This window comes from Alphaproteobacteria bacterium (assembly GCA_030740435.1).
Lineage (GTDB): Bacteria > Pseudomonadota > Alphaproteobacteria > UBA2966 > UBA2966.
Genome location: JASLXG010000031.1, coordinates 1 through 13,378, shown reverse-complemented (window position 1 = coordinate 13,378; position 13,378 = coordinate 1). Strand labels below are relative to the sequence as shown.

The window sequence follows — 13,378 nt, the reverse complement described above, 5'->3', positions numbered from 1 at the left end:
GGTTTCGGTTTTTTTCGGCAACCGGATCGCTAAGCGTTGTTTTCCGGGCGTGCGGGCCGCGGATCCGGGTGTTGCGCCGGATCCGTGGCCCACGCTCCCGACCCCCCGGGCTGCGTCGCCTCGCTTCCCCCGGGCAGAAACTCGCGTCAACCCTCCAAAGAAGGATCACGATAGCCGCCCCAGGGCATCGATGCAACAAATGATTCAAATCACGGTCATTTTGAAATTTTTGATTCAGGCGCGGTTGACATCCCCCCCCGATGACACGTAGGCAAAGCCGATGCACCGGCTGCGGCCCTGGCTTCATATCCTGATACCGCTGGCCATTTTGGGCCTGGCACTCCTGGTGCGCGGCACTTTTCCCGGCCCGGTGGAAGAGGTCCAGCTCAAGGTCTCCGACATCTACCAGCGCATCAAGCCGCGACCCTATGAGCCGGCACCGGTGAAATTCATCGACCTCGACGACGAAAGCCTGAGCCGCCTCGGCCAATGGCCCTGGCCGCGCACTCAAGTGGCCGAATTGCTGGTCCGCTTGGCCAACGCCGGCGCCGTCGCCATTGCCTTCGACATCGTCTTCGCGGAGGCTGACCGCACCTCGCCCGCCAACGTGCTGCCGATCTGGCCCGAGACACCGGAAATCATGGCGCTGCGTGAGCGGGCCGAAAGCTTACCCGACCACGACGCGATGCTGGCCCAGGTCATGGCCCAGATCAACGTCGTTACGGGCTTCGTGCTGACCACCGAAGAGGGCGGCGGCGAGCCCCTGGCCAAGGGCAGCTTCGCCCTGGCCGGCGACGATCCCAAGCCCTTCCTGCCGGCCTACCAGGGCGCCGTGACCAACCTGGCGGCGATCGAGAAGGCGGCGGCGGGCAACGGCAGCTTCACGTTGGTGCCGGAGCCCGACGGCATCGTGCGGCGGGTGCCGCTGCTGTTCCGCAAGGGCGATCGGATCTACCCCTCGCTGCCGGCCGAATTGCTGCGGGTGGCGCAGGGCGCGCGCACCACCATCATCAAGTCCTCGGGCGCCAGCGGCGAAACCGCCTATGGCGAAAAGACCGGCCTCAACCACGTCAAGATCGGCGACCTGGTGGTGCCCACCGACGCCAACGGCCGCATCTGGCTGCACTACACCAAGGACGTGCCCGACCGGGTGGTGCCGGTCTGGACCGTGTTCGCCGACGATTTCGACAAGAGCCGGGTCGAGGGGCAATTGGTGCTGATCGGCACCAGCGCCGCCGGCCTCAAGGATCTGCGGGCGACACCGCTCAATCCGGCCCAGGCCGGGGCCCTGGTCCACATCGCGGCGCTGGAGCAGATCGTGCTCAGCTACTTCCTCGAACGGCCGGACTGGGCCAATGGCCTGGAGATCGTCTTTCTGATCGTGCTGGGCGGCGCCTTGATCGCCCTGTTGCCCTGGCTGGGAGCGTTGTCGTGCGCCCTGATCGCCGTTATGGGCATCGTCATCGCCATCACGGCCTCGTGGCTCATGTTCGCCAACTACCAACTGCTTCTCGATCCTGTCTCACCCTCGCTGGTGGTGCTGCTGATCTATCTCTCGGGCTCGCTCATCAACTATCTGCGCAGCGAGGCCGAGCGCCAGCAGGTTAGGGGCGCCTTCAGCCGCTATCTCTCGCCGGCCCTAGTCGAGCAGTTGGCCGCCGACCCCGATCGCCTGATGCTGGGCGGCGAGATGCGCGACATGACGCTGCTGTTCGCCGACATCCGCGGCTTCACCACGATTTCCGAGCAGTTCAAGACCGACCCCCAAGGCCTGACCAACCTGATCAACCGCTTTCTCACGCCCATGACCGACATGATTCTTTCGCGCCGCGGCACCATCGACAAGTACATGGGCGACTGCATCATGGCCTTTTGGAATGCGCCACTGGACGACGGCGAACACGTCGCCAACGCCTGCGCCTCGGCGATCGCCATGTTCGAGCGGCTGGAAAGCCTCAACGCCGAGATCAAGGCCGAGCGCGAGGCCGAACAGAAACCCTTTTTTCCCATCAACATCGGCATCGGCCTCAACACCGGCGAATGCTGCGTCGGCAACATGGGGGCCGAACAGCGCTTCGACTATTCGGTGCTGGGCGATGCCGTCAATTTGGCGTCCAGGCTCGAGGGCCAGTCCAAGAACTACGGCGTCGGCATCGTCATCGGCGAGCAAACCCAGATCGAGGCCCGCGACTTCGCCACGCTGGAGCTCGATCTCATCGCCGTCAAAGGCAAGGAGGAGGCGGTGCGCATCTTCTCCCTGGTCGGCGACCGCGGCAAACTCGACGATCCGGCCTTCCGCACCCTGGTAGTGCGCCACGAAGAGATGCTGCACAGCTACCGCGCCCAGCAGTGGCAGCGCGCCCGGCAATCGCTGGCCGAATGCCGCCGCCTGGACGGCGCCGACGAATTCGAGGTGCTGCACGGTCTCTACGAAGAACGCATCGCGGCCTACGAGGCCGAGCCCCCTGACCCCAACTGGGACGGCGTCTTCGTCGCCACCTCGAAATAAGCGGGCGAACTGGCACCGGGCCGGCGCCTGGATTATGCTGAGGGCGGGCGATTCGGCAGCAAGGGCGGGTTAACCGCCACGGCGGCCGTTAAAGAGTTATTTACCATCCCCCCTATACATTGCATAAGATTGGCGGTCGGCGCGCAAGAGGACCGAATTTAGAGTTCCAGGATGCCCGCTGCCACGACGAGGACGATCCTTGGGAGGATTGAGGTGACGCCAGAATGGCCTCACGAACGCATATCCTGGCCTTTCACACCGAGCGGCCGAACGTCTAAGAATTGGCCGTGACCGTGGAACCGCTGAAGATTCTGATTGCCGCAGCGCGACCGAGCGAGCGCGATGCCTTGCAGCGCGCCCTGGCCGAATCGACGCTCGACCTCGACATCAACGATGCCGAGGCCAGGGAACTGGCGGTGGCGGCGCTCAGCGGCGGCACCTACGACTGCGCCTTTTTCGATACCGGGCTGACCCACGAGGCCGGCGTCGACACGCTGGGCGAGCTTTATCATGCCGGCGTCGACAGGCCGGTCATCATGATCAACGGCGAACACCCCGAAGCGATGATGATCGAGCTTTTGGAGGCCGGCGCCGCCGACTGCCTCAAACCCAGCGAAATCTCGGCCGACCGCCTGAGCCGCAGCCTGCTCGGCGCCATCCGCACCTCGCGGGCCGAGAAGCAGGCGGCCGAGGCCGAAGCCAAGCTCACACGTCTCTCGATCTACGACCCCCTCACGGCGCTGCCCAACCGGGCGTTGTTTCTCGATCGCCTGGATCAGGGTGTGGCGCTGAGCAAGCGGGAGAACCGCCAGGTGGCGGTGCTGATGATGGATCTCAATGGCTTTCGCGAGGTCAACGCCACGCTGGGCCACGCCGTGGGCGACGAATTGCTGGCCGAGGTGGCCAAACGGCTGCTGGTGGTGACGCGTGAATCCGATACCCTGGCCCGCATCGGCGGTGACGAATTTGCCGAATTGCTGCCCTCGGGCGCCACCGGGGAAGGCGCCATCAAGGCGGCCGAGAAGGCCATCGAGGCGCTCAAGGATCCCTTGACCATCCAGGGCCATCGCCTGGCCACCGGCATCAGCATCGGCATCGCCGTCTTCCCCACCCACGGCAACGACGCCTCGACACTGATGCGCCACGCCGACACCGCCATGTTCGCCGCCAAACGCAACGCCACCGGCTATGCCGTATATTACGGCCAAGTCGCCGACGACGACGAAACCCACGTGCGCCAGCTTTCGCTGTCGGGCGATTTGCGCCATGCCATCACCCAGAACGAACTGGTGCTGAATTACCAGCCCAAGGTCACCTTCAAGCCGCCGCGCATCGCCGGCGTCGAGGCCTTATTGCGCTGGAACCATCCCCAGCACGGCCTGGTCACCCCCGACGTCTTCATTCCCCTGGCCGAGCAGACCGGCATCATCGAGCCGCTGACCGCCTGGGTGCTCGAGGCCGCCCTCAAGCAGCACCGCGAATGGCTCGAGATCGGCCTCGACATTCCCGTCTCGGTCAATCTATCGCCGGTAACGCTGCATGACCGCAGCTTTTCCGAACAGATCGCGCGCTTGCTGGAAAAGTGGCGCGTGCCGGCCCGCGGACTGGTTCTGGAAATCACCGAAAGCGCCATTATCTCCGATGTCGCCCGGGCCACCGAAACCGTCGACAAGCTGCACGAGATGGGGGTGCGCATCTCGATCGACGACTTCGGCACCGGCTACTCCTCGCTGGCCTACATCCGCCGCTTGCGGGTCAGCGAGATCAAGGTCGACAAGTCCTTCGTGCTCAATATGCGTGAGATCAACGACGATGCCGTAATCGTGCGCTCGATCGTCGATCTGGGGCGCAACCTGGGGCTCTCGGTAGTGGCCGAGGGCATCGAGGACATCGAGACCTGGAAGCTTTTGGAAAACCTCCAGTGCACCGAGGCCCAGGGCTACTTCATCAGCCGCCCCATGGACGCCGCGGCGCTGCTGCGGTGGACCGAGGAAACGGATTACGGCGGCCGCCGGGGCGGCGCTTAGCGCGATCCAAATCCGACGAAACCGTCAGCGCAGCAGGGGCGCCGCCGACCCCTTCGGCCCAAGCCCTGGACGCCATAATCCAGGCCATGCATCAATAGGGTAAACCTTATTTGGGGAGAAATTTTTGTGAGCATCGCGTCCGAGGACTGGATCGCCCACCACGCCCGTTATTCGCCGGGTCGCGAGGCGGTGCACGACTTGGCCTCCAAGCGCCGCCTGAGCTATCTCGAATTTGACCGGCGCATCGATCGGGCGGCGCTTTACCTGCAGCACGGCCTGAAGATCGGTGTCGGCGACCGCATCGCGGTGCTCTGCCACAACGACATCGACGCCTTCGAGATCCAGTTCGCCTGCCGCCGCATCGGCGCCATCTTCCTGCCGCTGAATTGGCGCCTGGTGGTGCCCGAGTTGGAATTCATCTGTAACGACGCCACGCCCAAGGCGCTGATATACGGCCTCGAGTTCGCAGCGGAGGCGGCAGAAGTGCAAAAGCTCTGTGGCCTGCCGCGCATCGCCAGCCTGGCCAATGGCGGCGACAGCGACTACGAGGCCGGCCTGGCGGCGGCGGCCGGAGAATACCAGACGCCTGACCTGAATATCACCGACATCTGGACGGTGATGTACACCTCGGGCACCACCGGCCGGCCCAAGGGCGCCATGATCACCTACCAAATGGCGCTGTTCAACGCCATCCACTGCGCCATGACGGTGGAAATCACGGTGCATTCCAAGAACCTGGTGGTGCTGCCCACCTTCCACACCGGCGGCCTCAACGTCTATGCCAATCCGGCCTTCCACACCGGCGGCTGCAACGTCGTCATGCGCACCTTCGATCCCGGCCATTTCCTGGATCTCCTTTCGGACAAGGAGCTCCACCTGACCCATTTGCTGGGGGTGCCGACGAACTTCTTGATGATGGCCCAGGAGCCCGGCTTCGCCACCGCCGATCTCAGCCACGTGATCTGCCTGGGCGTCGGCGGCGCGGCGGCGCCGCTGGCCCTGATCGAGGAGTACGGCGCCAAGGGCATGACGCTGCAGCAGGGCTGGGGCATGACCGAGACGGGGCCCCTGGGCCTCATGCTGTCGGGCGACAAGGCGCTGGAGAAAGTCGGCTCTTCCGGCCTGCCGCCGCTGCACACGCGGCTCAAGATCTGCGACGAGGAGGTGCGCGAGGTCGCACCCGGCGAGACCGGCGAGCTTTTGATCAAGGGGCCGACGGTGACGCCGGGCTACTGGAACCGCGCCGAATCCAACCATGAGTTCTTCAGCGATGGCTGGTTCCATACCGGCGATGCGGCGCGCCAGGACGAGGACGGCTACTACTACATCGTCGACCGCACCAAGGACATGTTCATCTCGGGCGGCGAGAACGTCTATCCGGTCGAGGTGGAGAACGTCATCTACCAGCTCGACGGGGTCTTCGAGAACGCCGTCATCGGCGTGCCGGACGACAAGTGGGCCGAGGTCGGCCGCGCCTGCGTGGTACTGAAGGAGGGCGCCAACCTGGACGAAGGCGCCATCGTCGAGCACTGCCGCAGCCAGCTTGCCCGCTACAAGGTGCCCAAACAGGTACTTTTCATGGACGAGCTGCCGCACAACGCCACCGGCAAGGTGCTCAAACACCAATTGCCGCGGGATTGACCTGCGCCGGCCCGCCGACAAAGAACACAGTTACCGAGGAGACAACGACATGTTGGCGGAAGAATTGGCAGCCGTGGTCGACCCGGCGGGCCTGCTGACCGGCGAGGACATCGGCGAGCGCTACGTCCAGGACGTCATGGGCATCAGCATGGGCCGGCCGCTGGCCGTGGTTCGCCCGGCAAACACCGACGAGGTCAGCCGGGTGCTGGCGGCCTGCAACCGGGCCGGCGTCGGCGTCGTCACCCAGGGCGGCATGACCGGCCTGGTGCAGGGTGGCATCCCGCTGGACGGCGAAGTGGTGCTGTCGTTGGAACGCATGAACGCCATCGAAGAAGTCGACGGCCCCTCGGGCACCATGACGGTCGAGGCCGGCTGCGTGCTGCAAACCATCCAGGAGCGCGCCGAGGCCGAGGGCTACAGTTTCCCGCTCGACCTCGGCGGCCGCGGCTCCTGCACCATCGGCGGCAACATCTCGACCAACGCCGGCGGCAACCGGGTAATCCGCTACGGCATGACGCGCGATCTGGTGCTGGGGCTGGAGGCGGTGTTGGCTGACGGCACCGTGCTCTCGAACCTGAACAAGGTGATCAAGAACAATACCGGCTACGACCTCAAGCACCTGTTCATCGGCGCCGAAGGCACGCTGGGCGTGGTCACCCGCGCCGTGCTGCGGCTGCATCCGCAACAGTCGAGCCAATCGGTGGCGCTTTGCTCGTTGCCCAGTTTCGCCGCCGTTGTCGATTTCCTAAGGCTGATGCGCGAACAGTTGGGTGGGGCGCTCAGCGCCTATGAGTTGCTCTGGCGCAGCTACATGGAACTGGTGGCCGAGGCCAGCCCCGGCATCGAGTTCCCCTTTCCGCTCAGCCAGGACTATTTCGTTTTGCTGGAATCCCAAGGCAGCGACCCGGCGGCCGACCGCCAGGCCCTGGAGGACGCTTTGGCGCTGGCCCACGAGCGCGGTCTGCTGGTCGAGGCGGTGGTGGCCAAGTCGCAAGCCGAGGTGGCCAAGCTGTGGCAGATCCGCGACCTGGCGCTGGAGGCGGTTCAGCTCATGATGCCGGCCGCCATCTTCGACGTCAGCATACCCATCAGCCGCATGGAGGACTTCGTGGCGGCCACCGAGCAGCGGCTGGGCGAGATCTGGCCCGACCACCGGCTGGTCGTGCTGGGCCACATCGGCGACAGCAACCTGCATGTCCTGGTCAAGCCCGGCGAGGTGCAACGGGGCGGCCCCAACATCACGCCCTACGACGTCATCTACGAGCTGACCGGCGAGCGCCAGGGCTCGATCTCGGCCGAACACGGCATCGGCTTCCAGAAGCGCCCCTACCTCAAGCTCAGCCGCAGCCCGGCCGAGCTCGAGATGATGCGCAAGCTGAAGGCGCTCTTCGATCCCAACAACATCCTCAACCCGGGGCGGATATTTGGGGAGGACTAGAGCGGATCTCTTGAAATGAGATCCACTCTAGTTTTTGTCGCTCACGGCAGCGAACCAATTGGTCCGCGCCTGCGCGGGCGCGCCGGACGACCGGCGGGCCGCGGTCGCGGCCTTGAGCGATTCGCATAAAACGCTCACCGCTCTAAGCAGCCCGGCGCCGAGCCTGGCCCGCCACCAATCTCACCTTGCGCGGTGCCGCCATCCAGATGCAGGCGATGGAGACGCAACAGAGCCCGAGACAGAGCGTGAAAGCCGGCACGTAACTGCCGCTCATGTCGAAGCTCAGGCCCATCAGCCAGGGCCCCGAGGCGGCCCCCAGGTTGCCGCCCAGGCCCAGCACGGCAAAGACTGTGGCGAAACGCGAGCCGGCGAAAATGTCGCTGGCAATGACGCCGTAGAGCCCCGCCAGGCCGTAGCCCAAAAGCCCCTGCCCCGCCACCGAGACGAGGAGCAGCGGCAGCGACGGGGCGAAGCTGATGGCGATCAGCGCCAGATAGCAGACCATGAAGCCCGAGAGCGCGAGCGTCCAGCCCCACTCGCGGCCGATGCGGTCCGAGAGCGCGCCCAGGCCGATCAGGCCGACAACGCCGAAGAGGCCGACCAGGCCGAGCGCCTTTGCCGCCAGATCGGCACCGAACCCGACATCAATGAAGAATTTGGTTTGATGCACCTGAACCGCGTACCAGGCAAAAAGCGAGGTGAAATAGGCGGCGACGACCCACCAGAAGCGGGCCGTACGGACGGCCCGGCGCAGCGTCCAATCGGTCTCGGCCCAGGCCCGGTCGACGACCGCAGCGGCGGCGCTTGGCTCGGCCCCATGGTCGTCAACGGGCGTGCCACCGTCGGCCGCCAAGCCCAGGACCTCGGGCCGCAGGCGCGGCACCAGAAGATTGAGCGGGATCACCACCACCACGACGATCAGCGCCAGCGCCAAACAGGCCTGGCGCCAGCCCGACTGGTCGATGACACCCTGCAACCAGGGCAGCACCAGGATGGCGCCGACGCCGACGCCTGAGAAAGCAATACCGACGGCCAGGCCGCGCCGGCGCACGAACCAGTTGGCGAGAAACATCGAGTGGCCGAGGTAGCTGGCCGCCGCCGATCCGCCCACCACCATGAGGCCGAGGGTGGCATAGAATTCGACAGGCGAGGTGGCGTGGGTGGCCAAGATCAGGCCCAGCGCCACCGAGCAGGCCCCTAATGACACCACCAAACGCGGCCCAAAACGATCCATCAGGGCACCGAAGACCGGCCCCATGACCACCACCGAGAACGATCCGGCCGAGAACACGCCTGCCGTCACCCCCCGCGACCAGCCGAATTCATCGAGGATGGTGGGGAAAAAAAGCGAAAACGAGGTGCGGGAATTGACCGCCAGTGCCATGGTCACGAAGGCCACGGCGATGACCAGCCAGCCGTAGTAGAACGGCAGGCGGGCGGCCAGCGAGGCGGCTTTTGTGGGGCCTGAAGTCGGAGGAATCTCAGTCATGACCATGCCGCAGGAAATTGAACTGGCATCGCAGCAATTCGGGCAGCTCCTGGACGAACTCAAGCAACGCGCGCTGCTGGAGACCCAAAACCAATGTTACGCCATGCTGCGGGCCGTTTTGCATGAGTTTCGCGATCACTTGACGACGGCCCAGGCCATCGCCTTTGCCGACGGCCTGCCGCCCATCGTCTGCGCCATTTTCGTAGGCCACTGGCAACCCGGCGAGGGGTCGGCCGCCAGCACCTCGGGAGGCAACTTGCACGACGCCGTGGTGCGCCGGCTGACCCCGCACCATTTTCCACCCGACAGCATCGTCGAGGACGTTTTCGCCCTGCTGGCACCGCGCCTCGATTCGGCCCGCAGCACAGCCGTCATCGCGGCGCTTCCCCCCGGCCTCAAGGAACTATTCGCCGATGGCAAGAAGTGAGAGGATTCGGGGATCGAGCCCACAAGAGCACACCCGGTAGGGACTCTTCGAAGGTTGCCGCGGCCAAGCGCGCGGATGCGCGCGCGCGGTGAGGGTCCAAATAAGAAGTGAGGGTCCAATAAATGAAGGACGTCAGGGGGCATGAGAGTGGGACCCATGCTGTGTCCCGCGAGAGACACCCCTGACGTCCAGGAGCCGGTCTAGCCCCTCACACGCTTGGCGCCCGGGTGGCTTGGCACGAGTGCCGAATTCTCCAAGGGATTGTCTGCTTCCCGGCCGCAAACACCCGATCCCGAGGGACCAAGCATCCTTCCGGTCCGCACACTCTCCGGCCTGGGTTCCCGCCGCAACGCCCGGGCCGCGTTCCGCCGAAACGGAGTTTGGCTTCGTCGCTGCGGCCGTCCCCCCCGGTGGAAGCTCCCGCCTTCCTGGCCACGACACCTGGCGGAGCCGCAGCCATTTGGGCCAGGTGCCCCCGCTTCCGGGTCCGCGCCAAAGCCGGCGCCTCCCTCCGAAAAGGGTCTTGCCGTGCCCCGGCGGTCCCGGTCCGGTGATCTGATCCCCCTGCGAAATCGGTTGCCCCGTAAGACCCCCGTCTTCTGCCAGGCGATCCTGCCACCGGATGGAGAACCTGCCGTCCTGGCCGGAAGGCCCCGCCACCTGGCGGTGGCCGCGCCTTCCTGCGGAGTTCCAGTTCGCTCGATTGCCGCCAAGCCGAAACCCGGCGACACCCGAACCAACCTACGAACTCCCACGCTGTTGCGTGCGGGTAAAATATTGTCAAAACAATGATCATGTATCAATAAAAAAATTACGTATTTCTCAAGAAAACTGTGAATAACATTACAAACGAGGCACATATTCTCAACAAGTTATCCACATATTTATACACTATTGCCTTTCCATGACATCTATCTCCTTGCTTGGAAACCATATTCCGGCCAACCGCTACCATCATCACGAATTCGTTGCCGCCACCACAAAGGTTGCACCGGACCGTCGAAGATGGAAACATTGGGCCATGGTCAGAGACATGGCAAGGTGGGGCGGATGAGCCGCTGGCAGCGCCGGTTCCGGCATGGCTTGCCCGGCGCGGCGGCGCTGTTCCTGGGCCTGGCGCTGGCCCTGCAAACGGCGCTCCCCGGGCTGCCCGGCGGAGCCCTGGCGGCGACGGCCCCCGACCAGGCGGCCGAGTTTCTCAAAACCTTGGGGGGCAAGGCCATCGTCATCCTGCGCGGTGCCGACCAGCCTCTGGCCGAGCGCGAGGCCAAGCTGCGCGAGCTGCTGAGGCAAGGCTTCGATCTTGAATTCATCGGCCGCTTCACCTTGGGAAGGCACTGGCGCCGGGCCAGCGAGGCCCAGCGCGGCGAATACCAGACGCTGTTCGCCAATTTCGTCCTGCAGACCTATTCCTCACGGCTCGGCGGCTATGCCGGCGAGAGCTTCACCATAACCACCAGCCGCGCCGCCGGAAAAAAGGACGCGCTGGTGCGCACCCGCATCGGCCGGCCCAGCGGGCCGCCGCTGGAGTGCGACTGGCGGGTGCGCCAGCGCAACGGCCGCATGCGCATCATCGACGTCATGGTCGAGGACGTCAGCATGGCGGTCACCCAGCGCGCGGAATTTTCCACCGTCATCAAGTCGCGCGGCTTCGACGGCCTGCTCAGCGCGCTGAGGGCCCGCACCAACAAGCTCTCGGCGGTGGCCAGTAACTGACGGAGGTAGGACGGAGATGCCCACTCCCAGACGACCTCGAATTCTCCGGCCGTTCGGCGGCGCCATTCTCGCCCTGGCCCTCGTTCTCGGCACCTCCGGCAGCGCCCGGGCCGGCTTCGACGAGGGCTGGACAGCCTATCAGAAGGCCGATTTCGGCGCTGCCCTCAAGCACTGGCAGCCGCTGGCCGAAGAGGGCGACCGCCGCGCCCAATACAATCTCGGTGTGCTTTTCGACGAGGGCAAGGGGGTGCGCCAGGACCGCGACCAGGCCATCGATTGGTGGCGGAAGTCGGCCGCCCAGCGGTTCGGCCCGGCCCAGCACAACCTGGCCAACCTCCACATCGCCGGCGACGGCGTGGCCCGCGACTTCGAGCAGGCACTGGGGCTGCTGCGCCAGGCCGCCGGCCAGGGCCTGGCCCGTTCGCAGTACACGCTGGGCAAGATGTACGCCTACGGCCTGGGCGTGGCCAAGGATCTGGGCGAAGCCGTCGAGTGGATCCGGATGGCGGCCGAACAGGGCTTCGCCAAGGCGCAGTACAACCTGGGCAAGTTCTATCGCGACGGCAAGGGCGTCGCCCGCGACCTGGCGACCTCCGTGCAATGGTTCCAGCGCGCCGCCGAACAGGGCCACATGCGCGCCCAAAGCCGCCTGGGCACGCGCTATGCCCGCGGCGAAGGCGTCGTTCGCGACGACGTCGCGGCGCTGATGTGGACGTTACTGGCGGCCCGCGCGGGCGAGGCCGCGGCCGGCGAGAACGCCAAGGCGCTGCGCCAACGCATGACACCGGCCCAGGTCAGCGAAGCCGAAAGCCGCTCCGCCACCTGGACGGCCAAACGCCGCAGCAACTGATGCGGCTGGGGCCGGCCCTGCTGGCCGTCTTGGTCCTGATTGCCACGCCGCTCCGGGCCCAGGTACCGCCCGAGGTGGCAAGCGCCATTACCGTGACGGTCCAGAACGAGCACCAGACGGCGGCCCGCGAGATGGCACTGGCCCACCGGCTCGGCAACCCCAACCTGGCCCGCCAGCGGCTGCAGCAAAGCCATCGCCGCCTGCAGACCGACCTGGCCACCGTCGTCACCGCGGCGCTTAGCCGCCACCCCGGCCAGGCCGAGGCCATCATGGCCGCCGCCGGCCAGGCCGCTCCCGAGGTGGCCGGCGCACTCAGGCAAACCGCGACCGCGCGCTTTCCCGGCTTGCTGCGGAGCACAGCTCCTGTCGTGCGGGCAGCGCCGGCCCAACCAGTTCCCGTCGCCGAGCCGGTCGAACCGGTCGAGCCGGCCAATGAAAACGATCCCCTGGAAGGCCTCAACCGCACCGTCTTCGCCTTCAACGACGGCCTCGACATCATGGTGCTGCGGCCGCTGGCGGCGGTCTACGGCTTCGTCGTGCCGCGGCCGGCCAAAGCGGCCCTGGCCCGGGCTCTGGCCAACCTGGGGGCACCGGTGATCATCATCAACGACGTGCTGCAATTGGAACTGGCCGATGCCGGCACCACGGCCGGGCGCTTCGTGATCAACTCGACGATCGGCCTCTTGGGCCTCTTCGACATGGCCGAGCACCTGGGTCTGGGGCGCCACGGCGCCGACTTCGGCAGACGCTGCACGCCTGGGGCGTGGGCTCGGGGCCCTACCTGATGCTGCCGCTGCTGGGCCCCAGCACGGGCCGCGACGGCCTGGGCAGTGCCGTCGATGCGGTCATCGACCCCTTCGGTTACTGGTTCAGCCGGGGTGCCACCATCGCCCGCCAAGGCAGCCAGGCGACCAGCCAGCGCGAGGCCCTGCTGGTCTCGCTGCACGACCTGCGCGAGGGCTCGGTGGACTACTACGCCGCGTTGCGCGCCGCCTATTTCCAGAACCGCGCCTACGCCTTGCAGGACCGCCAGGTGCTGGCCGGCGAGGGCGGCGGGAGCGAGACTGACCTGCCCCCAAGGTTTGTACCATATCCTATGCTAGGGCCTGTTGACAATTAGCGCATGGCAATGATGGTGGCGGCGAGGTTCAAGTTTGCGGCGTAGCTGGTATCGGTCTTGTCGTAGCGGGTGGCGATGCCCCGGAATTCCTTGATCTTGGCAAAGTAGTTCTCAACCGATATTTCCCAGATAGCATTCGTATCGTAGCAAATCGTAGGCGA

At 65.7% G+C, this 13,378-nt stretch carries 11 protein-coding genes; 9 read left to right on the top strand and 2 right to left on the bottom strand.

Annotated elements, in window-relative coordinates; translation table 11 throughout:
- Window positions 1-280: 280 nt before the first annotated feature.
- From QGG75_03450 to QGG75_03435, 4 genes are all read left to right on the top strand, one after another.
- Window positions 281-2,509, top strand: coding sequence for an adenylate/guanylate cyclase domain-containing protein (locus QGG75_03450; protein MDP6066297.1), 2,229 nt, complete (start codon window positions 281-283; stop codon window positions 2,507-2,509).
- 293 nt (window positions 2,510-2,802) lie between these two features.
- Window positions 2,803-4,536: an EAL domain-containing protein gene (locus QGG75_03445; GenBank protein MDP6066296.1), complete on the top strand. Its 1,734-nt coding sequence runs from the start codon at window positions 2,803-2,805 to the stop codon at window positions 4,534-4,536.
- Window positions 4,537-4,662: 126 nt separating this feature from the next.
- Window positions 4,663-6,177 carry a long-chain fatty acid--CoA ligase gene (locus QGG75_03440; protein MDP6066295.1) on the top strand — a complete coding sequence of 505 codons (1,515 nt, stop codon included), beginning with the start codon at window positions 4,663-4,665 and terminating at the stop codon, window positions 6,175-6,177.
- A 49-nt stretch (window positions 6,178-6,226) separates the two neighbouring features.
- Entirely contained in the window at window positions 6,227-7,615 is a 1,389-nt protein-coding gene (locus tag QGG75_03435) for an FAD-binding oxidoreductase (GenBank protein MDP6066294.1), read from the top strand.
- A 142-nt stretch (window positions 7,616-7,757) separates the two neighbouring features.
- Here QGG75_03435 and QGG75_03430 read toward each other — a convergent pair whose 3' ends face one another.
- Complete coding sequence (locus QGG75_03430; GenBank protein MDP6066293.1) at window positions 7,758-9,104, bottom strand: MFS transporter; 1,347 nt, start codon at window positions 9,102-9,104, stop codon at window positions 7,758-7,760.
- Here QGG75_03430 and QGG75_03425 point away from each other — a divergent pair.
- The 5 genes from QGG75_03425 (at window position 9,103) to QGG75_03405 (ending at window position 13,217) form a co-directional block, all read left to right on the top strand.
- Entirely contained in the window at window positions 9,103-9,531 is a 429-nt protein-coding gene (locus QGG75_03425; protein MDP6066292.1) for a DUF2267 domain-containing protein, read from the top strand. The genes QGG75_03430 and QGG75_03425 overlap by 2 nt on opposite strands.
- A 1,050-nt stretch (window positions 9,532-10,581) precedes the next feature.
- Window positions 10,582-11,247 carry an ABC transporter substrate-binding protein gene (locus QGG75_03420; protein MDP6066291.1) on the top strand — a complete coding sequence of 222 codons (666 nt, stop codon included), beginning with the start codon at window positions 10,582-10,584 and terminating at the stop codon, window positions 11,245-11,247.
- A 16-nt stretch (window positions 11,248-11,263) separates the two neighbouring features.
- Complete coding sequence (locus QGG75_03415; GenBank protein ID MDP6066290.1) at window positions 11,264-12,097, top strand: tetratricopeptide repeat protein; 834 nt, start codon at window positions 11,264-11,266, stop codon at window positions 12,095-12,097.
- Window positions 12,097-12,882, top strand: a complete 786-nt coding sequence (locus tag QGG75_03410) for an MlaA family lipoprotein (GenBank protein MDP6066289.1) — start codon at window positions 12,097-12,099, stop codon at window positions 12,880-12,882. The genes QGG75_03415 and QGG75_03410 overlap by 1 nt, the downstream gene beginning before the upstream one ends.
- Window positions 12,861-13,217: an MlaA family lipoprotein gene (locus tag QGG75_03405; protein MDP6066288.1), complete on the top strand. Its 357-nt coding sequence runs from the start codon at window positions 12,861-12,863 to the stop codon at window positions 13,215-13,217. Before QGG75_03410 ends, QGG75_03405 begins: the two co-directional genes overlap by 22 nt.
- Here QGG75_03405 and QGG75_03400 read toward each other — a convergent pair.
- Window positions 13,214-13,378, bottom strand: a 165-nt coding sequence (locus tag QGG75_03400; GenBank protein ID MDP6066287.1) for an IS5/IS1182 family transposase, incomplete at its 5' end; no start/stop codon positions are given. The genes QGG75_03405 and QGG75_03400 overlap by 4 nt on opposite strands.

Excerpts from the sequence above, each read along its gene's own strand:
- QGG75_03450 (MDP6066297.1), top strand. The coding sequence starts at position 281 with ATGCACCGGCTGCGGCCCTGGCTTCATATCCTGATACCGCTGGCCATT.
- QGG75_03435 (MDP6066294.1), top strand. The coding sequence starts at position 6,227 with ATGTTGGCGGAAGAATTGGCAGCCGTGGTCGACCCGGCGGGCCTGCTG.
- QGG75_03425 (MDP6066292.1), top strand. The coding sequence starts at position 9,103 with ATGACCATGCCGCAGGAAATTGAACTGGCATCGCAGCAATTCGGGCAG.
- QGG75_03430 (MDP6066293.1), bottom strand. The coding sequence starts at position 9,104 with ATGACTGAGATTCCTCCGACTTCAGGCCCCACAAAAGCCGCCTCGCTG.
- QGG75_03420 (MDP6066291.1), top strand. The coding sequence starts at position 10,582 with ATGAGCCGCTGGCAGCGCCGGTTCCGGCATGGCTTGCCCGGCGCGGCG.
- QGG75_03415 (MDP6066290.1), top strand. The coding sequence starts at position 11,264 with ATGCCCACTCCCAGACGACCTCGAATTCTCCGGCCGTTCGGCGGCGCC.
- QGG75_03410 (MDP6066289.1), top strand. The coding sequence starts at position 12,097 with ATGCGGCTGGGGCCGGCCCTGCTGGCCGTCTTGGTCCTGATTGCCACG.